At 70.9% G+C, this 20,976-nt stretch carries 18 protein-coding genes; 8 read left to right on the forward strand and 10 right to left on the reverse strand.

The window, feature by feature from the left end; all coding sequences use genetic code 11:
* Positions 1-18: 18 nt before the first annotated feature.
* Both ACZ50K_RS03235 and ACZ50K_RS03240 read right to left on the reverse strand, forming a co-directional pair.
* On the reverse strand, positions 19-429 hold the full coding sequence (locus ACZ50K_RS03235; RefSeq protein WP_468896811.1) for a VOC family protein: 411 nt from the start codon (positions 427-429) through the stop codon (positions 19-21).
* A 130-nt stretch (positions 430-559) separates the two neighbouring features.
* Complete coding sequence (locus tag ACZ50K_RS03240) at positions 560-1,036, reverse strand: group III truncated hemoglobin (RefSeq protein ID WP_468896813.1); 477 nt, start codon at positions 1,034-1,036, stop codon at positions 560-562.
* A gap of 253 nt (positions 1,037-1,289) precedes the next feature.
* On the opposite strand from ACZ50K_RS03240, the gene ACZ50K_RS03245 reads away from it, so the two are divergent.
* Complete coding sequence (locus tag ACZ50K_RS03245; protein WP_468896815.1) at positions 1,290-2,450, forward strand: alkaline phosphatase PhoX; 1,161 nt, start codon at positions 1,290-1,292, stop codon at positions 2,448-2,450.
* Positions 2,451-2,519: 69 nt separating this feature from the next.
* Here the strand turns inward: ACZ50K_RS03245 and ACZ50K_RS03250 are convergent, their stop codons facing one another.
* The 3 genes from ACZ50K_RS03250 to dusB all read right to left on the reverse strand — a co-directional run bounded on the left by ACZ50K_RS03250 (position 2,520) and on the right by dusB (position 8,146).
* Positions 2,520-3,533, reverse strand: coding sequence for an ArsR/SmtB family transcription factor (locus ACZ50K_RS03250; protein ID WP_468896817.1), 1,014 nt, complete (start codon positions 3,531-3,533; stop codon positions 2,520-2,522).
* Between the two features lie 392 nt (positions 3,534-3,925).
* On the reverse strand, positions 3,926-6,637 hold the full coding sequence (gene ppdK / locus ACZ50K_RS03255; protein ID WP_468896819.1) for a pyruvate, phosphate dikinase: 2,712 nt from the start codon (positions 6,635-6,637) through the stop codon (positions 3,926-3,928).
* 366 nt (positions 6,638-7,003) lie between these two features.
* Entirely contained in the window at positions 7,004-8,146 is a 1,143-nt protein-coding gene (dusB, locus tag ACZ50K_RS03260) for a tRNA dihydrouridine synthase DusB (RefSeq protein ID WP_468896821.1), read from the reverse strand.
* Positions 8,147-8,198: 52 nt separating this feature from the next.
* Here dusB and ACZ50K_RS03265 point away from each other — a divergent pair, with 52 nt between their 5' ends.
* From ACZ50K_RS03265 to ACZ50K_RS03275, 3 genes are read left to right on the forward strand one after another with little or no spacing between them, the layout of a single operon-like run.
* On the forward strand, positions 8,199-9,695 hold the full coding sequence (locus ACZ50K_RS03265; protein WP_468896823.1) for an MFS transporter: 1,497 nt from the start codon (positions 8,199-8,201) through the stop codon (positions 9,693-9,695).
* 41 nt (positions 9,696-9,736) lie between these two features.
* On the forward strand, positions 9,737-10,768 hold the full coding sequence (locus ACZ50K_RS03270) for an aldo/keto reductase (RefSeq protein WP_468896825.1): 1,032 nt from the start codon (positions 9,737-9,739) through the stop codon (positions 10,766-10,768).
* A gap of 20 nt (positions 10,769-10,788) precedes the next feature.
* Positions 10,789-11,382, forward strand: a complete 594-nt coding sequence (locus tag ACZ50K_RS03275; protein WP_468896827.1) for a TetR/AcrR family transcriptional regulator — start codon at positions 10,789-10,791, stop codon at positions 11,380-11,382.
* Between the two features lie 211 nt (positions 11,383-11,593).
* On the opposite strand, the gene ACZ50K_RS03280 is transcribed toward ACZ50K_RS03275, so the two are convergent.
* The gene (locus ACZ50K_RS03280; protein WP_468896829.1) at positions 11,594-12,976 is read right to left on the reverse strand and encodes a glycine--tRNA ligase; all 1,383 of its coding nucleotides are present in this window, start codon (positions 12,974-12,976) and stop codon (positions 11,594-11,596) included.
* 147 nt (positions 12,977-13,123) lie between these two features.
* On the opposite strand from ACZ50K_RS03280, the gene ACZ50K_RS03285 reads away from it, so the two are divergent.
* From ACZ50K_RS03285 to ACZ50K_RS03300, 4 genes are all read left to right on the forward strand, one after another.
* On the forward strand, positions 13,124-14,086 hold the full coding sequence (locus ACZ50K_RS03285) for a metal ABC transporter substrate-binding protein (RefSeq protein WP_468896831.1): 963 nt from the start codon (positions 13,124-13,126) through the stop codon (positions 14,084-14,086).
* Positions 14,087-14,109: 23 nt separating this feature from the next.
* On the forward strand, positions 14,110-14,901 hold the full coding sequence (locus tag ACZ50K_RS03290) for a metal ABC transporter ATP-binding protein (protein ID WP_468896833.1): 792 nt from the start codon (positions 14,110-14,112) through the stop codon (positions 14,899-14,901).
* Positions 14,901-15,770, forward strand: a complete 870-nt coding sequence (locus tag ACZ50K_RS03295; protein ID WP_468896835.1) for a metal ABC transporter permease — start codon at positions 14,901-14,903, stop codon at positions 15,768-15,770. The genes ACZ50K_RS03290 and ACZ50K_RS03295 overlap by 1 nt, the downstream gene beginning before the upstream one ends.
* 78 nt (positions 15,771-15,848) lie before the next feature.
* A complete protein-coding gene (locus tag ACZ50K_RS03300) occupies positions 15,849-16,304 on the forward strand; it encodes a Fur family transcriptional regulator (RefSeq protein ID WP_468896837.1) in 456 nt (151 codons plus the stop codon).
* A 104-nt stretch (positions 16,305-16,408) separates the two neighbouring features.
* Here ACZ50K_RS03300 and ACZ50K_RS03305 read toward each other — a convergent pair whose 3' ends face one another.
* The 4 genes from ACZ50K_RS03305 to ACZ50K_RS03320 form a co-directional block, all read right to left on the reverse strand.
* Positions 16,409-17,230, reverse strand: coding sequence for an isoprenyl transferase (locus ACZ50K_RS03305; protein WP_468896839.1), 822 nt, complete (start codon positions 17,228-17,230; stop codon positions 16,409-16,411).
* Positions 17,231-17,241: 11 nt separating this feature from the next.
* Positions 17,242-17,988 carry a DNA repair protein RecO gene (gene recO, locus ACZ50K_RS03310; protein ID WP_468896841.1) on the reverse strand — a complete coding sequence of 249 codons (747 nt, stop codon included), beginning with the start codon at positions 17,986-17,988 and terminating at the stop codon, positions 17,242-17,244.
* Positions 17,989-18,086: 98 nt separating this feature from the next.
* Complete coding sequence (locus tag ACZ50K_RS03315; protein WP_468896843.1) at positions 18,087-19,607, reverse strand: nucleobase:cation symporter-2 family protein; 1,521 nt, start codon at positions 19,605-19,607, stop codon at positions 18,087-18,089.
* A gap of 585 nt (positions 19,608-20,192) precedes the next feature.
* Complete coding sequence (locus ACZ50K_RS03320) at positions 20,193-20,894, reverse strand: TerB family tellurite resistance protein (protein WP_468896844.1); 702 nt, start codon at positions 20,892-20,894, stop codon at positions 20,193-20,195.
* Between the last annotated feature and the right edge of the window lie 82 nt (positions 20,895-20,976).

Genomic DNA, 20,976 nt, shown 5'->3' on the forward strand with positions numbered 1-20,976 from the left:
GCCGGCCCCCGGTGCGGTTCAGCCCTGGAGGGCCGCCGGGTCCATCCAGACCAGCTCCCAGACGTGGTGGTCGAGGTCCTCGAAGGCCCGGCCGTACATGAAGCCGAGGTCCATGGCGGGGCGGGGCTCGGTGCCGCCCGCCGCCAGCGCCGCCGCCATCACGGAGTCGACCTTCTCGCGGCTCTCGGCGCTCAGCGCCAGCATCACCTCGGTGCTCTGGGAGGCGTCGGCGATCGGCTTGGTGGCGAACTGCTTGAAGTGGCCTTCGGTGAGCAGCATCGTGCAGATGGTCTCGCTGATCACCACGCAGGCGGCGTTCTCGTCGGTGAACTGCGGGTTGGTGGCGTAGCCGAGGGCGGCCCAGAAGGCCTTGGCCGCGTCCAGGTCCTTGACCGGCAGGTTCACGAAGATCGTCTGGGGCTGGGACATCTCGGTCTCTCTCTTCTCTCGGACGCCGCGCTCCGTGCGCCGCTTCTGAGAGGTAGACCGGCGGCCCCGGGAAAACTCATCGCCGCTCGCGAGAATTTTTTCCGGCCGAGGAAACCGCAGGTCAGAGCGGTCAGCGGAGTGCGGGGGCGCGCAGCTCCAGGGCCGAAAGGGGGATGAACCCGGGGCCCGGGCCGGTCAGCGGGGCATCCTGGCCGGCCAGCCGCCGGTAGAGGGCCACCGCGATCCGCTCCCCCTGGGCCTTGGCCCGCTCGGCGTTCGGCCCCCGGTGCAGTCCGTCGACCGCGGCGTGCCACAGCTGCACCCAGCGGCCGAAGTCCTCGGCGGTCAGCTGCCGGGCCGAGTGCAGGGCGGCGTGCGGCGCGAAGGCGTTCCGCCGGTAGTCGGCGGTGCGGAACAGCGCCCGCTCCCAGAAGTCGGTGATCCGCGGCAGATGGACCTCCAGGTCCGTGCCGGCGATCCGGGTGAAGAACGGCCCGATCCGGGGATCGGCGAAGGCCACCGTGTAGAAGCGGCGCAGCAGGGCGTCGAGATCGGCGCGCCCGGCGATGTCGGCGCGCGGGCCGGTGACGGCACGGGGCTGGTCCATGCCTCCACCCTCCTCCCCGCCGTCCGGCCGCCCCAGGGCGGAAGGTCCCGAAATGCCGGGCCTTTCGGCCAAGGCGTCCCGGCCGTGTCCGGAAATGCCCGGTCCGACGGCCGAACGCGGGATTGAACCCCGGCCGGTCGCCCGGGCGTAATGAGGAATTGACGTCCAGTCAATTCTGGGCTCCTAGGTTCCTCGACGCGTGCGACCCCGTGCGGCCGACCGGCCCCGGGGCCTTCCTCCCACAGGAGTGACCGTGGAACGTCGTACCTTCCTGCGCGGTGCCGTCATCGGCTCCTCGGCCGCCGCCTTCGGCGGGACCCTGGCCCGGGGTGCCGCCTACGCGGCCCCGGCCCAGCCCGGCACCGGCCCGTACGGGGCCCTCGGCGCGGCCGACGCCAACGGCATCATGCTGCCCGCCGGGTTCACCAGCCGGATCATCGCCCGCTCCGGCCAGACCGTCGCCGGCACCTCGTACACCTGGCACAACGCCCCCGACGGCGGCGCCTGCTACGCCGACGGCACCGGATGGATCTACGTCTCCAACTCGGAGATCAACCCTGGCGGCGGCGCCAGCGCGGTGAAGTTCAACTCCTCGGGCACCGTCACCGGCGCCTACCGCATCCTGGGCAGCACCCGGCAGAACTGCGCCGGCGGCAAGACCCCCTGGAACACCTGGCTGTCCTGCGAGGAGGTCGACCGCGGCTTCGTCTACGAGACCGACCCGTACGGGGTGAACGCCGCCGTGCAGCGTCCCGCGATGGGCCGCTTCAAGCACGAGGCCGCGGCCGCCGACCCGGTCCGCAAGGTGGTCTACCTCACCGAGGACGAGACCAGCGGCTGCTTCTACCGCTTCGTCCCCACCACCTGGGGCAACCTCTCCGCCGGCACCCTCCAGGTCCTCAAGGCCGGCACCGCCACCTCCGGCTCCTTCACCTGGGCCAACGTCCCGGACCCGGACGGCTCGCCGACCGCCACCCGCAGCCAGGTCTCCGGCTCCAAGAAGTTCAACGGCGGCGAGGGCTGCCACTACGCCAACGACACCGTCTGGTTCACCACCAAGGGCGACAACCGGGTCTGGCAGCTCAACCTGCTCACCAACACCTACGAGCTCGCCTACGACGACTCCCTGGTCCCCGGCGGGAGCGCCCCGCTGACCGGGGTCGACAACGTCACCGGCTCCACCTTCGGCGACCTGTACATCGCCGAGGACGGCGGCAACATGGAGATCTGCATGATCACCCCGGACGACGTGGTCGCGCCGTTCCTGCGGATCAACGGCCAGTCCTCCTCGGAGATCACCGGCCCGGCCTTCTCCCCGGCCGGCAACCGGCTGTACTTCTCCAGCCAGCGCGGCACCAGCGGCAGCTCCTCGGCCGGCATCACCTACGAGGTCACCGGCCCGTTCCGGGTCTGACCCGGCGGACGGCCGCACCCCGGCGGGCCCGGGCCCGCCGGGGTGCGGCCGTGTTCCGGAGTCCCGCGCTCAGGAGGCCACCGCGCCCCCGTTCAGCAGGGCCGCGCCGAGCGGGGTGACGGTGTGCAGCACCGCGTTGCCGTGCCGGAGGGTGGTCACCAGACCGGCCTCCCGCATCACACAGGCGTGCTGGCTGGCCGAGGCCAGCGAGACCCCGGCCCGCCGGGCCAGCTCGCTGGTGGTGGCACCGTCGCCGATCGCCCGGAGCACCACCGACCGGGTGTGCCCGACGAGTTTGCCCAGGGTCCGCACCCGCCGCTCCTCCGGCCCGGCCGGCCGGCCGACCGTGTCCACCCCGGCCGGCGCGGAGGCCAGCTGGGCGGCCGCCGGATAGACCAGCACCGGCGGCAGTTCCGGATCGTGCAGGGTGACCGCGGTGCGCCGGCAGAAGAACGAGGGCTGCAACAGCAGCCCCCGGCCGCGCAGCCGGACGTCCCGGTCCACCGGGTAGTCGCATTCCAGGACCGGCGCCCGCCAGCGCAGCATCGGCGGCAGCGAGGCCAGGAGTTCATCGGCCCCGCCGTCCAGCAATGCGCGGCCGCGGGCCGCCCGCTCGGCCTCTATCTGGGCCTGTATGTGCGGCCAGTACGGCTCCACGGCAGCCCGGTGGTACCCCCGCAGCTCCCCCAGCAGCCGGGGCAGGTGGGAACTGCCCGCCTCCGCGAACTCCCTTAGCCTCGTGGGCCGTTGGGCCCCCGCTCCACCGCCGACCAGCGCCAGCTCGCGGCGCAGCCGGTCCGCCCGGATCCCGCGCAGCGCGTCGAGTCCGACATCCCACCCGTACTGCCCCTCGGAAGGGGTCAGGAAATCGGGGAAATAGCCGCGACCCGGTATCAGCGCGCCCAGCAGACGTGTTTCACCATTCAACCTGCTTCGCGTTTCCGTGCGCCATTCACCGAACAGCCGGGCATCCCTCCGGTCTCTTAAGCGGTGAAAACTGAGAATCGTTTCCCACAACGCATCGGGACGCCCTGCCATCCTTACGCGTGCCAGGTCCACTCCAGTGAAATGGATACGCAGCACCGAACCCCCACCTGTGCAACCGCAATCCCCCCGCCCCATGAGTATGCATGCCGTCACACGACGTCACCACGCCCTTTCGGCCACAGTTGAAACCCCTTTCGGCGAAGGCGTGACAACCGAAATCCTGTACTCCGCCGGGCACACTCCGGCGCGACCGAAACGCTCCGCGAAGGCCGTGGGGGGCTTTGCGGGGCCTGGCGGTCGGTCGCACCGGGAAGCGCCGACGTGCCCGGCAGTTTGACAGCAGGCGGTGGACGGGTGGGGATCCGTCCGCCGCCTGCTGCGTGAACCGGTGACAAACAAGTCCGCGAATGGGGACGCGCCCGCCGCCGGGTGTCAGGGATCCCGGGGGCGGGCGCGGTCAACGGGCGCCAGGTGCCTGTCGGCGGCACTCAGCGGCTGTCGGAGCCCTTCGCCTCGGCGGCGGCGCGGCCGGCCTCCAGCCGGGCCACGGGGATCCGGAACGGGGAGCAGGAGACGTAGTCCAGACCCGCCTCGTGGAAGAAGTGGACGGACTCCGGGTCGCCGCCGTGCTCGCCGCAGACGCCGAGCTTGAGGTCGGGGCGGGTGGCCCGGCCGGCCTGGACGGCGCTGCGGACCAGGGAGCCGACCCCGTCCTTGTCGATGGTCTCGAACGGGGAGACCCCGAAGATGCCCTTCTCCAGGTAGGCGGTGAAGAAGCTGGCCTCGACGTCGTCGCGGGAGAAGCCCCACACCGTCTGGGTCAGGTCGTTGGTGCCGAAGGAGAAGAACTGCGCGGCCTCGGCGATCTGGCCGGCGGTCAGCGCGGCCCGGGGCAGCTCGATCATCGTGCCGATGGACAGCTTGAGGGTGGTGCCGGTGGCGGCCTCCACCTCGGCGATGACCTGGTCGGCCTCCTCGCGGACGATCTCCAGCTCCTGGACGGTGCCCACCAGCGGGATCATGATCTCGGCCCGCGGGTCGCCCTTGGCGTTCTTCCGCTCGGCCGCGGCCTCGGCGATCGCCCGGACCTGCATGGCGAACAGACCGGGGATGACCAGGCCGAGACGGACCCCGCGCAGACCGAGCATCGGGTTCTGCTCGTGCAGCTTGTGCACCGCCTGGAGCAGTCGCAGGTCGTTCTCGTTGGGGTCCTTGCGGGACTCGGCGAGCGCGACCCGGACCGACAGCTCGGTGATGTCGGGGAGGAACTCGTGCAGCGGCGGGTCGAGCAGCCGGACGGTGACGGGCAGCCCGTCCATCGCCTCGAACAGCTCGATGAAGTCCTTCTTCTGCAGCGGCAGGAGGGCACTGAGTGCCTCCTCGCGCTCGGAGTCGGTGTCGGCGAGGATCAGCCGCTCCACCATCTCCCGGCGCTCGCCGAGGAACATGTGCTCGGTGCGGCACAGGCCGATGCCCTGGGCGCCGAACCGGCGGGCGCGCAGCGCGTCCTCGGCGTTGTCGGCGTTGGCGCGCACCCGCAGCCGGCGGACCCGGTCCGCGTAGGCCATGATCCGGTGCACGGCGGCGACCAGCTCGTCGGCGTCGTCGGCGCCCGCGTGCATCCGGCCCTCGAAGTACTCGACGACCGGGGAGGGTACGACCGGTACCTCGCCGAGGTACACCTTGCCGGTGGAGCCGTCCACGGAGACGACGTCGCCCTCCTCGATCACCGTGCCGTCGGAGGTGGTCATCCGGCGGCGCTTGGTGTCGACGTCGAGCTCCTCGGCACCGCAGACACAGGTCTTGCCCATGCCGCGGGCGACCACGGCCGCGTGCGAGGTCTTGCCGCCGCGGGAGGTCAGGATGCCCTCGGAGGCGATCATGCCGTCCAGGTCGTCCGGGTTGGTCTCGCGGCGGATCAGGATGACCTTCTCGCCGGACCGGGACCACTTGACGGCCGTGTAGGAGTCGAAGACGGCCTTGCCGACGGCCGCGCCCGGGGAGGCGGCGATGCCGCGGCCCAGCAGCCGGACGGCCGCGTCCTCGTCGAACCGGGGGAACATCAGCTGGGCCAGCTGGTGGCCGTTGACCCGCTGGAGGGCCTCCGCCTCGTCGATCAGGCCCTGGTCCACGAGCTGGGTGGCGATCCGGAAGGCGGCACCGGCGGTGCGCTTGCCGACCCGGGTCTGCAGCATCCACAGCTGGCCGCGCTCGATGGTGAACTCGATGTCGCACAGGTCCTTGTAGTGCGTTTCGAGGGTCTCCATGATGCTCATGAGCTGGTCGTAGGACTTCTTGTCGAGGCCCTCCAGATCGGCGAGCGGCACGGTGTTGCGGATGCCCGCGACCACGTCCTCGCCCTGCGCGTTCTGCAGGTAGTCCCCGTAGACGCCCTGGTGCCCGCTGGCCGGGTCGCGGGTGAAGGCGACACCGGTGCCCGAGTCGGGGCCCAGGTTGCCGAAGACCATGGAGCAGATGTTGACGGCGGTGCCCAGGTCGCCGGGGATGCGCTCCTGGCGGCGGTAGAGCTTGGCGCGGTCGCCGTTCCAGGAGTCGAAGACGGCGTAGACGGCGAGGTCGAGCTGCTCGCGGGGCTCCTGCGGGAACTCCCGGCCGGCCTCCTTGGCGACGATCTTCTTGAAGCGGGTGACCAGCTTCTTGAGGTCGGCGGCGTCGAGGTCGGTGTCGACGGTGACCTTCTTGGCGGCCTTGGCCTCTTCGAGGGCCTCCTCGAAGAGCTCGCCCTCCACCCCGAGGACGGTCTTGCCGAACATCTGGATGAGGCGGCGGTAGGAGTCCCAGGCGAAGCGCTCGTCGCCGGCCTGCTTGGCCAGGCCCTTCACCGAGGCGTCGGAGAGGCCGATGTTGAGGACCGTGTCCATCATGCCGGGCATGGAGAACTTGGCGCCGGACCGGACGGAGACCAGCAGCGGGTCGTCGGACTGGCCGAGCTTCTTGCCCATCTTCGCCTCAAGGGCGACCAGGTGCGCGGACACCTCCTCGCGCAGCTCGGCCGGGGCCTCGCCGCTCTCCAGGTAGACCTTGCAGGCCTCGGTGGTGATGGTGAAGCCGGGAGGGACGGGGAGACCCAGGTTGGTCATCTCGGCGAGGTTGGCCCCCTTGCCGCCGAGAAGGTCCTTGAGGTCCCGGTTGCCCTCGGTGAAGTCGTAGACGAACTTCTGATCTTTGTTTTCCGACACGGGTCTCGACTCCTCGAGGACTCGGTGGCTGCCCTGACGGCGAGGAACATACCCAGATCGAAGGCTTCTGGGTACGTCCACTTGGTCGTCATACGGCCGTAACCACCCGTGCGCCACCAGATCGAAAGTAACTGATGAGTAGCCAAAACCTACGAACAGCCTTCAGATCCCGAAGATGAAACCCTCGATTGAGGCTTGTTCACGCTCGGATGAGCGATCATCGATACATTTGCGTTCAACTCTTGAACGAACAAGGGGTGGCACCCAGTGCCACCCCTTGAAGGGTCTTAGCCGTGATTTCGCCGCTCATCTGAGCGCAACCCCACCCATGCGTGGCGTATCTCACGCCGCCCGCGGGTCGGATTCTCAGCCGCCGGACGTATCCAGCTCGGCGTCCTCGCTGACGCCCGCGCAGTCGTACGGGTCCTTCAGCCAGCCCTCGGGCAGGACCACCCGGTTGTTTCCGGAGGTCCGGCCGCGCGGGCCGTCGGCCCCCTCGGGCCAGGGCTGGTCCAGGTCGAGCTCGCTCAGATGAGCATCGAGCTCGGCCAGGGAGGAGGTCACCGCCAGCTTCTTCCGCATCTCGGAACCCACCGAGAAGCCCTTGAGGTACCAGGCCACGTGCTTACGGAAGTCGATCACCCCGCGGGCCTCGTCGCCGATCCACTCCCCCAGCAGGGTCGCGTGCCGCACCATGACCGCCGCGACCTCGCGCAGCGCCGGGGCGTAGTAGTCCTGCGGACGGCCCTCGAAGGCCGCCACCAGGTCGTTGAACAGCCACGGACGGCCCAGGCAGCCCCGGCCGACGACCACGCCGTCACAGCCGGTCTCCCGGACCATCCGCAGGGCGTCCTCGGCGCACCAGATGTCCCCGTTGCCGAGCACCGGGATCTCCGGGACGTGCTCCTTCAGCCGGGCGATGGCCTCCCAGTCGGCGGTGCCGCCGTAGTGCTGGGCGGTGGTGCGGCCGTGCAGGGCTATGGCGGTGACGCCCTCCTCCACGGCGATCCGGCCGGCGTCCAGATAGGTCAGGTGGTCGTCGTCGATGCCCTTGCGCATCTTCATGGTGACCGGCAGGTCCCCGGCCCCGGCGACCGCCTCCTTGAGGATGGCGCGCAGCAGGTTCCGCTTGTACGGGAGGGCCGAGCCGCCGCCCTTGCGGGTGACCTTGGGGACCGGGCAGCCGAAGTTCAGGTCGATGTGGTCGGCCCGGTCCTCCTCGACGATCATCCGGACCGCCTTGCCCACGGTGGCCGGGTCCACCCCGTACAGCTGAATCGAGCGCGGCTTCTCGGTCGCGTCGAAGTGGATCATCTGCATGGTCTTCTCGTTGCGCTCGACCAGCGCACGCGTCGTGATCATCTCGCTCACGAACAGCCCCTTGCCGCCACTGAACTCGCGGCAGAGGGTGCGGAACGGGGCATTGGTGATGCCGGCCATGGGGGCGAGCACCACCGGCGGCTGCACGGTGTGCGGGCCGATCGCGAGGGCGGGGGGCAGCGTGGTCATCCCCCTATTGTCGCGCATGCCCCGGGGGGCGGTCGGCCTTAGAGTCGGCCGCATGCACGAGCTGAGTCCCCGGCGTCGCATGCTCATCCTGTCGATCTGCTGCATCAGCCTGCTGATCGTCAGCCTCGACAACACCGTCCTGAACGTCGCGCTGCCCGAGATGCGGCGCGAGCTGCACGCCTCGGTGGCGGGCATGCAGTGGACGGTCGACTCCTACACGCTGGTGCTCGGCTCGCTGCTGATGCTGGCGGGCTCCACCGCGGACCGGATCGGCCGCCGCAAGGTGTTCCTGACCGGGCTGGTGCTGTTCTCGGCGGGTTCGCTGCTCTGCTCGATGGCCCCGAGCCTGGACTGGCTGATCGTGTTCCGGATGGTCCAGGCGGTGGGCGGGGCGATGCTCAACCCGGTGGCCATGTCGATCATCACCAACACCTTCACCGACCCCCGGGAACGGGCCCGCGCGATCGGGGTCTGGGGTGCGGTGGCGGGCATCTCGATGGCGGCCGGACCGCTGATCGGCGGGGTGCTGGTCGACACGGTGGGCTGGCGGTCCATCTTCTGGATCAACATCCCGATCGGACTGGCCGCCCTGCTGCTCACCCTGCGGTACGTCCCGGAGTCGCGGGCCGAGCGGCCCCGCCGGCCGGACCCGGTCGGACAGCTGCTGATCATGGCCATGCTGGGCTCGCTGACCTACGGGATCATCGAGGCCCCGGCCGCCGGGGCGACCTCCCCGCTGATCCTGGGGTGCGCGCTGGTCGCGGTGGCCTCGCTGGCCGGACTGCTCTGGTACGAGCCGCGCCGCGAGGAGCCGCTGATCGACCTGCGGTTCTTCCGCAGCGTGCCGTTCAGCGGCGCGAACGTGATCGCCATCTGCACCTTCGCCGGGCTGGCCGGGTTCCTGTTCCTGAACACCCTGTACCTCCAGGAGGTGCGCGGGCTGTCCGCGCTGCACGCCGGGCTGTACATGATCCCGCTGGCCGCGCCGACCCTGCTGTTCGCCCCCCTGTCGGGGCGGCTGGTGGGCACCCGGGGGCCGCGGCTGCCGCTGGTGGTGGCCGGGGTGGCGATGGGCGGCAGCGGGCTGATGTTCGCCGTCCTGTCCGCCGAGACCTCCGATCCGCTGCTGTTCACCGCGTACCTGATGTTCGGGGTGGGCTTCGGCATGGTGAACGCCCCGGTCACCTACACGGCGGTGTCGGGGATGCCGCGCAGCCAGGCGGGAGTGGCGGCGGCCATCGCCTCCACCAGCCGGCAGACCGGCGGCACCCTGGGCGTGGCGGTGGTCGGGGCGGTGCTGGCGGCCGGCCTGTCCGGAGGCGGCGGCTACGCGGCGGCGGCCCGGCCCGGCTGGTGGATCATCTCGGGCTGCGGGCTGGCCGTGCTGGTGCTGGGGCTGCTGAGCAGCGGCCGCTGGGCGCGCGAGACGGCGGCCCGCACGGCGGCCGAACTGGAGCCCGCCAGACCCGCCGGCCCCGCAAGACCCACCGGACCCACCGGACCAACCGGACCTCCCGCCCACCGGCCGGCCCGGGACTCGATGGAGTGACAGATATTGAAATCTGTCACCCGTCATGCCATGGTTCTTCCATGACCTCATACGAGAACGTCCCCGTCCCCGCACACCGCCCCCTCGGCCGCACCGGTCCGGCCGTCTTCCCGCTCGGCCTCGGCTGCATGGGCATGTCCGCGCTCTACGGCGAGGCCGACCGGGCCGAGTCGATCGCCACCCTGCATGCCGCCCTGGACGCCGGCGTCACCCTGCTCGACACCGGCGACTTCTACGGCATGGGGCACAACGAACTGCTGATCGGCGAAGCCCTGCGGACCGCCCCGGCGGCGGCCCGCGAGCGTGCTCTGACCAGCGTCAAGTTCGGCGCGCTGCGCACCGTCGAGGGCGGGTTCACCGGGTACGACGGCCGTCCGGACGCCGTGAAGAACTTCCTGGCCTACTCCCTGCAGCGCCTCGGCCGGGACCACATCGACATCTACCGGATCGCCCGGGTCGACCCGGACGTCCCGATCGAGGAGACCGTCGGGGCGATCGCCGACGCCGTGCGGGCCGGGCACGTCCGGCACATCGGGCTCTCCGAGGTCGGTGCGGACACCCTGCGGCGGGCCGCGGCCGTCGCCCCGATCGCCGACCTCCAGATCGAGTACTCGCTGGTCTCCCGGGGCATCGAGGCGGAGATCCTGCCCACCGCCCGTGAGCTGGGCATCGGCGTGACGGCGTACGGGGTGCTGTCCCGCGGTCTGATCAGCGGGCACTTCAGCCGGGACCGCCAGCTGGCCCCCGGCGACTTCCGGGGCATGAGCCCGCGCTTCCAGGGCGCCAACCTCGACCACAACCTCGATCTGGTCGAGGCCCTGCGCAAGGTGGCCGGGGACAAGGGGATCACCGTGGCCCAGGCCGCGATCGCCTGGGTGCTCTCCCGGGGCGAGGACATCGTGCCGCTGATCGGCGCGCGCCGCCGGGACCGGCTGGCCGAGGCACTGGGGGCCCTGGAGACCACCCTGGAGCCCGCGGACCTCGCGGCCATCGAGGAGGCCGTGCCGGCCGGGGCCGCCGCCGGCGACCGCTACCCCCAGGCGCAGATGGCCCACCTGGACAGCGAGCACTGACCCGGCTGTACGGTCGACACATGCCACCCGCAGCCGCCGAACCCCTGACCCCCGAGCGCATCCTCGAAGCCACCGAGGAGGTGCTGCGCCGCTACGGCCCGGCGAAGGCCACCGTGGTGGACGTGGCACGCGCCCTGGGGGTGAGCCACGGAAGCGTCTACCGGCACTTCCCGTCCAAGGCCGCCCTGCGCGAGGCGGTCACCGACCGCTGGCTCAGCCGCACCGCGGAGCGGCTGGAGGAGATCGTGGCGGCCGACGGCCGGCCCGCGGCCGGCCGGCTGGAGGCCTGGCTGGAGGGCCTGTTCGAGGCCAAGCGGCACAAGGCGGGCGACGACCCGGAGCTGTTCGCCACCTACACCGTGCTGCTCACCGAGAACAGCGGGGTGGTGGAGGCCCATCTGGTCGAACTGATCGGGCAGTTGGCGCGGATCATCGGGGAGGGCGTGGACTCCGGCACCCTGGTCGCGCCGGACGTGCCGGGGGCGGCCCGCGCCGTCTTCGACGCGACGGCCCGGTTCCATGACCCGCAGTTCGCCGCGGACTGGCTGTCGCCGTCCATCACCGCCGAGTTCGAGGCCGTCAGCTCCCTGGTGATCCGTGGCCTACGGGCCTGACGGCCCGCAGATCTCCGGGGCTCCGGCCCTGCGGAGCCGAGGCCCGCGGAGCAGAGGGCTCCCTAGCTGAGAGCTGCCGGGCTGCGGCCCGCGGAGCTGGGGGCTCCCGAGCCGAGGGCCGCGGGGCTGGGGCCTGGGAACGCGGAAGGACCGCCGTCCGGTGCGCGGGCGGCGCACCGGGACGGCGGTCCTCGTCTCGTTCCCGGCGGGACTAGCAGCCCAGCAGACGGGCGCCCAGGTAGGCCTGGATCTGGTCCAGGGAGACGCGCTCCTGCTGCATGGTGTCGCGCTCGCGCACGGTCACCGCGTTGTCGTCCAGGGTGTCGAAGTCGACGGTCACGCAGAACGGCGTGCCGATCTCGTCCTGGCGGCGGTAGCGGCGGCCGATGGCGCCCGCGTCGTCGAACTCGATGTTCCAGTTGCGCCGCAGGTCGTCCGCGAGGCCCTTGGCCTTCGGGGAGAGCTGGGCGTTGCGGGACAGCGGCAGCACCGCGACCTTGACCGGGGCCAGTCGCGGGTCGAGGCGCATCACGGTGCGCTTCTCCATGACGCCCTTGGCGTTGGGGGCCTCGTCCTCGATGTAGGCGTCGAGCATGAAGGCGAGCATGGCCCGGTTCACACCGGCCGCCGGCTCGATGACGTAAGGGGTCCAGCGCTCACCGGACTCCTGGTCGAAGAAGGTGAGGTCCTGGCCCGAGGCAGCGGAGTGGGCCTTCAGGTCGAAGTCGGTGCGGTTGGCCACGCCCTCCAGCTCGGAGAACTCGTTGCCGCCGAAGTTGAAGCGGTACTCGATGTCAGTGGTGCGCTTCGAGTAGTGGGACAGCTTCTCCTTCGGGTGCTCGTACCAGCGGATGTTCTCCTCGCGGATGCCGAGGCCGCGGTACCAGTTCCAGCGCTGCTCCATCCAGTACTCGTGCCACTGCTCGTCCTCGCCGGGCTTGACGAAGAACTCCATCTCCATCTGCTCGAACTCGCGGGTGCGGAAGATGAAGTTGCCCGGAGTGATCTCGTTCCGGAAGGACTTGCCCATCTGCGCGATGCCGAACGGCGGCTTCTTGCGCGAGCTGGTCTGCACCAGGGCGAAGTTGGTGAAGATGCCCTGGGCGGTCTCCGGGCGCAGGTACGCCTTGGAGCCGGTGTCCTGGGTGGGGCCGAGGTGGGTCTCCAGCATGCCGGAGAACTGCTTGGGCTCGGTGAACTGGCCCTTCACGCCGCAGTGGGGGCAGTTGACGTCGGCCAGGCCGTTCGCGGGGAGGCGGCCGTGCTTGGCCTCGTACGCCTCTTCCAGGTGGTCGGCGCGCTGCCGCTTGTGGCAGGAGGTGCACTCGGTCAGCGGGTCCGAGAAGGTGGCGACGTGGCCGGAGGCCACCCACACCTCGGGGGCCAGGATCACCGAGGAGTCGAGACCGACGACGTCCTCACGGCCGGTGACCATCGCCTTCCACCACTGGCGCTTGATGTTCTCCTTGAGCTCGACACCCAGCGGGCCGTAGTCCCAGGCGGCCCTGGAGCCGCCGTAGATCTCACTGCACGGGTAGACGAAGCCACGGCGCTTGCTGAGGCTGACGATGGTGTCGATCTTGTCGGCGGCCACGGTGCTCTCTTCATTACGAGGACGAACGGCGAAGCCTTTAGGTTACCGGCGCCCTCCCCTCCCCTTTCAAATCGGTTCCCGGTCCCGCTCGCCGCCCCCCACCAGGCTTTTTGACAATCGTTTCCATCTTTGATGAAAATGGATGTCATGAACGTACGACGCCTCATACCCGCGACCGCCCTCACCGCCTCCGTCGTCCTCGGCGGCGCGGCCCTGACCGCCTGCTCCGGCGCGGACGCCGCGGGTCCCGGCAAGGACGGCAAGCTCGACGTCGTCGCCTCGTTCTATCCGATGCAGTTCCTCGCCGAGCGGATCGGCAAGGACCACGTGCAGGTCTCCTCCCTGACCAAGCCGGGAGTCGAGCCGCACGACCTGGAGATCACCCCCAAGCAGACCGCCCGGCTCGACGAGTCCGACGTGGTCCTCTATCTGGCGCACCTCCAGCCCGCCGTGGACAAGGCCGTCGCCCAGTCCGGCGCGAAGACCAAGGTCGACGCCGCCACCCTGACCACCCTGGAGACCCACGGCACCTCCGGCCACGAGGACCACGCCGCGGGCGAGGAGCACGGCCACAGCCACGGCGAGGCCGGCGAGGACCCGCACATCTGGCTGGACCCGGTGAAGTACGCCGAGGTCGCCAAGGGGGTCGGCGCCGCCCTCGCCAAGGCCGACCCCGCCCACGCGGCCGACTACACCAAGAACGCCGCCGACCTGGTCACCGAACTGAACGCCCTGGACACCCAGTTCAAGGACGGCCTGAAGAACACCGCCACCAGGACCTTCATCACCACCCACTCCGCCTTCGGCTATCTCGCCGAGCGCTACGGCCTCGACCAGGAGGGCATCTCCGGGGTGGACCCCGAGTCCGAGCCCAGCCCGGCCCGGCTGAAGGAGCTCCAGGCCCTGGCGAAGAAGGACAATGTCTCCACCGTGTTCTTCGAGACCCTGGCCAGCGACAAGACCGCCAAGACCCTCGCCGGTGACACGGGCCTGAAGACCGATGTCCTCGACCCCCTCGAAGGCATCACCGACAAGTCCCAGGGCGCCGACTACTTCGAGGTCATGCGGTCCAACCTGAAGAACCTCCAGAAGGCACTCGGGAGCAAGTAATGGCAGTCACGGAGGCGCGAGCCATGCAGCCCACGACGGACACCCCGGCCGACCGACCCGTCATATCGCTCCGCGGGGCCACCGCCTCGCTCGGCTCCCGCCCCGTGCTGCGCGGGGTCGACCTCACCGTCGAGCGCGGCGAGGTCGTCGCCCTGCTCGGCGCCAACGGCTCCGGCAAGTCGACCGCCGTCCGCGCGGTCGTCGGCCAGGTCCCGCTGGTCAACGGCACCCTCTCGCTCTTCGGCGAGCCCTTCCGCTCCTTCCGTGGCTGGTCCCGCATCGGATACGTGCCGCAGCGCACCACCGCCGCCAGCGGGGTCCCCGCCACGGTCCGCGAGGTGGTCACCGCCGGCCGGCTGGCACGCACCCGCTTCGGCCTGATCCGCAAGGCGGACCGGGAGGCCGTGGACCGCGCCCTGGCCCTGGTCGACATGGACGGCCACGCCGCCACCTCCGTGAACGCCCTCTCCGGCGGCCAGCACCAGCGGGTCCTGATCGCCCGCGCGCTCGCCGTGGAACCCGAACTCCTGATCATGGACGAGCCGATGGCCGGCGTGGACCTCGCCAACCAGGAAGTCCTCGCGAACGCCCTCCGCGAGCAGGTCGCCGCCGGAGCCACCGTCCTGCTGGTGCTGCACGAACTCGGCCCGCTGGAGCCCCTGATCGACCGCGCCGTGGTGCTCCGCGACGGCTGCGTCGTCCACGACGGACCTCCCCCCGAGGCCGTGGGCCAGCACGCGCTGCCCGGCCACGACCATGTCCACCCCCACTCGGCACACGACGCCGAACCCCTGCGGACGGGACTGCTGAGCTGATGGACATCCTCGACTACGCCTTCATGCAGCGGGCCCTGATCGCCGCCGCCCTGGTCGGCATCACCGCCCCCGCCATCGGCACATACCTGGTCCAGCGCCGGCAGGCGGTCATGGGCGACGGCATCGGCCATGTCGCCCTCACCGGCGTCGCCCTCGGCTTCCTCCTCAACACCAGCCCGGTGTGGACGGCCACCCTGGTCGCCGTCATCGGCGCCGTCGGCATGGAACTGATCCGCTCCCGCGGCAAGACCACCGGCGACATCGCGCTCGCCATGCTCTTCTACGGCGGCCTGGCCGGCGGCGTCCTGATCATCAACCTGTCGCCCAGCGGCTCCAACGCCAGCCTGAGCAGCTACCTCTTCGGCGCCATCACCGCCGTCTCCGACGAGGACATCACCGCCGTGGTCATCCTCGCTGCCCTCGTCGTCGCCGTCACCCTGGGGCTGCGCAAACAGCTCTTTGCCGTCTGCCAGGACGAGGAGTTCGCCCGCGTCACCGGCCTGCCCGTACGGGCCCTGAACCTGCTGATCGCGGTCACCGCCGCGGTCACCATCACCGTCGCCATGCGCATCGTGGGCCTGCTGCTGGTCAGCGCCATGATGGTGATCCCGGTCGCGGCCGCCCAGCGGGTCACCCGCGGGTTCACCGCCACCCTGACCCTGGCCATGGCCATCGGCGTGATCGTCTCGCTGAGCGGCACCGTGACCACGTACTACATCGACGCGCCCTCCGGCGCCACCATCGTGCTGCTCGCCATCGCCGTGTTCGCCGTCATGGCGGCGGTGTCCACCCCGCTGGCCCGGCGCCGTGCCCGCGCGGCCCGCGAGGCCGAGCAGCTCTGCACCCGGGACGACGTGAAGGTGCACTGACGTGAAGGGGCAGTGACCCGGGTCGCGGCCTCCGATGACTGGCACAATGGGGGCCGAGGCCGAGACGAGGAGGAACCGGTGGCGACTGCCCCTGGCGAGACGAATGCCGCGCCAGTACGAGGACGGTCCACCCGGCAGCGGGCCGCCGTCGCGGCCGCCCTGGACGAGGTGGACGAGTTCCGCAGCGCCCAGGAGCTGCACGACATGCTCAAGCACCGCGGCGCCTCCGTGGGCCTGACCACCGTGTACCGCACCCTCCAGTCCCTCGCCGACGCCGGCGAGGTCGACGTGCTGCGCACCAGCGACGGCGAGTCCGTCTACCGCCGCTGCTCCACCGGCGACCACCACCACCATCTGGTCTGCCGCAAGTGCGGCAAGGCCGTCGAGGTGGAGGGCCCGGCCGTGGAGAAGTGGGCCGAGTCCATCGCCGCCGAACACGGCTTCGTGAACGTGGCCCACACCGTGGAGATCTTCGGCACCTGCGCCGACTGCTCCGGCGGCACCGCAGCCGCCGGCAGCGCCCAGGCCGTCTAGAGGCGTTCCAGCCGCCCGTCGAGCATGTCCCGCGGCCGGTCCGGATGCGCCGGACCGGCCGCGCCGCGCTCGGCCCCCGGTGGGGGCAGAGCGCAACCGGCGGGTCAGCCGGTCGGGCCCTCGGGCTGGTTGGGGACGGCGCCGCCGAAGCGGCGGTCGCGCTGGGCGTACTCCAGGCAGGCCGCCCAGAGGTTGCGGCGGTCGAAGTCCGGCCACAGCACGTCCTGGAAGACCATCTCGGCGTACGCGCTCTGCCAGAGCAGGTAGTTCGAGGTGCGCTGCTCGCCGCTGGGGCGCAGGAAGAGGTCCACGTCGGGCATGTCCGGGTAGTACATGTACTTGGCGAAGGTCTTCTCGTTCACCTTCGAGGGGTCCAGCCGGCCGGCCGCGACATCGCGGGCGATGGCCTGGGCGGCGTCCGCGATCTCCGCGCGGCCGCCGTAGTTGACGCAGAAGTACAGGGTCATGGCGTCGTTGCCGACGGTCTGCTCCTGAGCGACCTGGAGCTCCTGGACGACGGACTTCCACATCTTCGGCATCCGGCCGACCCAGCGGATCCGGATGCCCAGCTCGTTCATCTCGTCCCGGCGGCGCCGGATGACGTCGCGGTTGAAGTTCATCAGGAAGCGGACCTCGTCGGGCGAGCGCTTCCAATTCTCCGTCGAGAAGGCGTAGAGGGAGAGGTTCTTGACGCCCATCTCCAGGCAGCCCTTGAGGACGTCGAGGACCACGCCCTCGCCGACCTTGTGGCCCTCGGTGCGGGGCAGTCCGCGCTCCTTGGCCCAGCGGCCATTGCCGTCCATGACGATGGCCACGTGGTTGGGGACCAGCTCGCCCGGGATCTTCGGCGGGCGCTCACCGGAGGGGTGCGGCTCGGGAAGCTTGTAGTCGTCGCGGCGGCGTCCCAGGATCCCGCGTCGTGCCATGTGCCCAGCTCCTATTTCTCGACGTAACGCAGGGAGCGTAGCCCGCGCTCCAGATGCCAGTGCAAGTAGGCGGAGACCAGGCCGCTGCCCTCCCGCACATGGCGCGCCTCGCACGCGTCCGCGTGGGCCCAGTCGCCGGTCAGCAGGGCGCTGAGCAGTGCGATGGCCTCCGTCGAGGGTACGACGCTGCCGGGCACCCGGCAGTCCCCGCATATCACTCCGCCCGCGGCGACGGAGAAGTGCCGGTTGGGGCCGTGGATGCCGCACTTGGCGCAGTCCCGGAAGCTGGGGGCGTAGCCGTTGACGGCCAGCGAGCGCAGCAGGAAGGCGTCGAGCACGAGATGGGGCTGGTGTTCGCCGCGGGCGAGCGTGCGCAGCGCGCCGACCAGCAGCAGGTACTGCTGCACGGCGGGCTCGCCCTCGTTCTCGGTGAAGCGTTCGGCGGTCTCCAGCATGGCGGTGCCGGCGGTGTAGCGGGCGTAGTCGGTGACGATGCCGTTGCCGTACGGGGCGATGATCTGGGTCTGGGTGCAGAGGGGCAGGCTGCGGCCGATCAGCTCGCTGCCGCGGGCGAAGAACTGCACGTCGGCGTGGGAGAAGGGTTCCAGTCCGGCGCCGAACTTGGACTTGGTGCGGCGGACCCCGCGGGCCACCGCCCGGACCCGTCCGTGGCCGCGGGTGAGCAGGGTGATGATGCGGTCCGCCTCGCCCAGCTTCTGGGTGCGCAGCACGATGCCGTCGTCGCGGAACAGGCTCATGGGCCCATTGTCGCCCGTGCCGCCGACAGCCCGGTACCGGCGGCGACGGCCCCCGGCCGGACGTGGGTCCGGTCGGGGGCCGTCACCCCTTGGGAGGGTCAGGTGGCCGGGGTGGCCGGGGTGGGCGCCTCGTCCGCCGTGCCGCCGGCGGCGGACTGGGCGGACTGGGCGGGCTGGGCGGGCTGGGCGGGCACCGCGGCGGCCGGCTGGCCGACGGGGGCGGTGGCCGGGGCCGGGATGTCGGTGGCGTGGGGGTCGTTCTTGCCGCCCAGGCCGTTGAAGAGCAGGTTGAGGAGGATGGCGGCGGTGGCGCCGAGGGTGACGCCGCTGTTGAGGAGCGAGGAGAGGTCGGCGTCGACGTGCTTCTCGAAGTAGAGCGGGACGGTGGCGGGGAAGAGCGCGAGGGCGATGGAGACGCCGACGATCAGGGCGTTCTTCTCCTCCTTGAGGTCCACCTTGGCCAGGGTCTGGATGCCGGCCAGGGCGACCATGCCGAACATCACGGTGGCGGCTCCGCCGAGGACCCCGTGCGGGACGGCGGCCACGATGGCGCCGGCCTTGGGCAGCAGACCCAGGATGATCATGAACAGACCGGCGGCGACGACCACGAAGCGGCTCTTGACCTTGGTCATCCGGACCAGGCCGACGTTCTCGGCGAAGGCCACGTACGGGAAGGAGTTGAGCACGCCGCCGAGGGCGGTGGCGGCTCCGTCGGCGCGCAGGGCGCGGGCCACGGTCTCGCTGTCGACCTCCTTGCCGACGATGTCGCCGACGGCGTAGGTGTCGCCGGTGGTCTCCACCATGGTGATCAGCATGACGATGAGCATCAGCAGGATCGGGAACCACTCGAACTTGGGGGCGCCGAAGTGGAAGGGGGTGGTGACGCCGATCCAGTCGGCGTCGCCGACCCCGGCGAACTTGGCGTCGCCGAGGGCGAAGGCCAGCAGGCTGCCGCCGACCAGGCCGACCAGGATGCTGATGCTGCGCAGGAACGGTCCGCCGAACTTCATCAGCAGCAGGATGAAGGCCATGGTGCCGGCCGCGTAGGCGAGCTGGACCGGGACCCCGCCCTCGCCGATGGTGGTGGCGCCGCCCGCCGCGTCCTTGAGCCCGACCGGGATGAGGACGATGCCGAGCACGGTGATGACGGTGCCGGTGACCACCGGCGGGAACAGCCGCATCACGGCCCGGAAGGCCTTGGGGGGCAGCCAGGCGAAGGCGAAGGTGGCGATGCCCGCGGTGATCACGGCGCCGTAGATCACCAGCAGGGCGGCGGTGCCGCCGCCGGCGCCGAGGCCGATGGCGATCATCGGGGAGACCGCGGTGAAGGTGACGCCCTGGATGAGGGGCAGCCGGGCTCCGATCCGGCCTATGCCCCAGGCCTGGATGATCGAGGCGATGCCGCAGGTGAAGAGGTCGGCGTTGATCAGGTAGACGAGCTGCTCGGGGCTGAGGCCCAGGGCGCTGCCGACGATGATCGGGACGATCACCGCACCGGCGTAGAAGGCGAGTACGTGCTGGAAGCCGTACAGCGCGAGCTTGGGGAGGGGGAGCACCTCGTCGACCGGGTGCGTGCTCTGCTTTCCGTCATCGGAAAGCCGGGCGGCGACACGTGCCATCTCTGCCTTGCCCTTCGGGGAGGTAAATGAGAGGAGATCTGGTTATCCCTGGCAAGGCGCGGATCGTGGTGCGTGGTTCCGCCAGGGTTTCAGTGCGTTCACGTGGATCGAAGCCCCACCGTGTTACAGCGGGCGACTCTTCGTGTGACCGGAATTGAACGCCTGTGAAGGGCGCCACAGATATCGTCGACTTCTACAAAGTGTTGAGTTCTGGGGATCCCAGAACTGTCGCTTCCTCCACTGGTGCCCCCGCTTCGCCGGGAGTATGACGGGGTCCGCCGGATGAGCGGTTTCGAGCCACACGCCTGCGCATCAGACAGGCCCTGAACTGTGGGAACGCCCTGGACACCGGTTCGATTGCGCACAGAGGGCCGATGGGTTCCGGACAGCCCGAGCCGGCACGGAACGATCTCCTCCACCGGCTCCACAGGGTGTTCACCAGGGCTCCACAAGCCCCGGCGGGCCGGATCGTTATACGCGCGGCCGCCCCGGTCCCGGCTGCCGGACGGCATGCCGAGGGGGCGCACCGGCCGAAACCGGTACGCCCGGACGCGCGGAGCGCGGAGGGCTCAGCGGGGGGGGTGCTCAGCGGGGGGTGCGGGCCGAGGCCAGCAGCCGGGAGACCTCGTCGGAGTCCAGTCGCAGCGCGGCGCCCACGGTGGCGAGCACCTCGCGCTCGGCGGGCGTGTAGGGGCCGTCGGCGAGCGCGATCCGGGCGCCCTGGAGGAGGACGGACTCGCGGCCGGCCGAGGCCAGGTGCGGGCCCAGCGGCTCCAGCGCCTCGTGCAGTTCGATGGAGAGCGCGGCCCCGCAGCACTCGGGGCCGTCGTACAGGCCGGGCAGCCGGCCCGCCTCGGAGGTCAGGGTCTCGACCAGCTCGGCGAGCTGGTCCTCCGTACAGTCCTGGAAGCCGGCGGCGCGGACCCCGCCCGCGGCGGCCTCTAGGGCGCTGCGGGAGGAGGCCCCGCCGGCCGTCAGGACGGCCAGGGCGACCGTGTGCACCCCGTCGCGCAGCAGTGCGGAGAGCCGGGCGGTGGTGGGGTGGTCCAGGACGTCGGTGGCGAACCGCTCGCGGCAGGCCGCGCATTCGACGACCGGCCCGACCCGGCCCCGGGAGAGCACCGGGACCCCGAGCACGGTGAACCGGCGGCGGCCGGTCCGGCGGCGGTAGTTGCGGTCGCCTCCGCAGTCCGGGCAGAAGAACTCCCCGTCGCTCACGGTGTTCCAGGCGGTACGGATGCCCCAGACACGTAGTTTCCGGCTGGTCCCACCCCGAACTGGCAGCACGTCCCACCTCCGTAACACCGCGGCAACATCGCCGCGCTGGCGTGATGTTAGCCACATCCGTGACCGGGCGTCAGTCGTGTGA

It is taken from the genome of Streptomyces sp. NPDC033845 (assembly GCF_055576225.1).

What these genes read in the sequence shown, in the direction of transcription:
- ACZ50K_RS03235 (WP_468896811.1), bottom strand. Translation starts at nt 429, where the DNA reads ATGTCCCAGCCCCAGACGATCTTCGTGAACCTGCCGGTCAAGGACCTG.
- ACZ50K_RS03240 (WP_468896813.1), bottom strand. Translation starts at nt 1,036, where the DNA reads ATGGACCAGCCCCGTGCCGTCACCGGCCCGCGCGCCGACATCGCCGGG.
- dusB (WP_468896821.1), bottom strand. Translation starts at nt 8,146, where the DNA reads ATGACCACGCTGCCCCCCGCCCTCGCGATCGGCCCGCACACCGTGCAG.
- ACZ50K_RS03265 (WP_468896823.1), top strand. Translation starts at nt 8,199, where the DNA reads ATGCACGAGCTGAGTCCCCGGCGTCGCATGCTCATCCTGTCGATCTGC.
- ACZ50K_RS03270 (WP_468896825.1), top strand. Translation starts at nt 9,737, where the DNA reads ATGACCTCATACGAGAACGTCCCCGTCCCCGCACACCGCCCCCTCGGC.
- ACZ50K_RS03275 (WP_468896827.1), top strand. Translation starts at nt 10,789, where the DNA reads ATGCCACCCGCAGCCGCCGAACCCCTGACCCCCGAGCGCATCCTCGAA.
- ACZ50K_RS03285 (WP_468896831.1), top strand. Translation starts at nt 13,124, where the DNA reads ATGAACGTACGACGCCTCATACCCGCGACCGCCCTCACCGCCTCCGTC.
- ACZ50K_RS03290 (WP_468896833.1), top strand. Translation starts at nt 14,110, where the DNA reads ATGCAGCCCACGACGGACACCCCGGCCGACCGACCCGTCATATCGCTC.
- ACZ50K_RS03295 (WP_468896835.1), top strand. Translation starts at nt 14,901, where the DNA reads ATGGACATCCTCGACTACGCCTTCATGCAGCGGGCCCTGATCGCCGCC.
- ACZ50K_RS03305 (WP_468896839.1), bottom strand. Translation starts at nt 17,230, where the DNA reads ATGGCACGACGCGGGATCCTGGGACGCCGCCGCGACGACTACAAGCTT.
- recO (WP_468896841.1), bottom strand. Translation starts at nt 17,988, where the DNA reads ATGAGCCTGTTCCGCGACGACGGCATCGTGCTGCGCACCCAGAAGCTG.
- ACZ50K_RS03315 (WP_468896843.1), bottom strand. Translation starts at nt 19,607, where the DNA reads ATGGCACGTGTCGCCGCCCGGCTTTCCGATGACGGAAAGCAGAGCACG.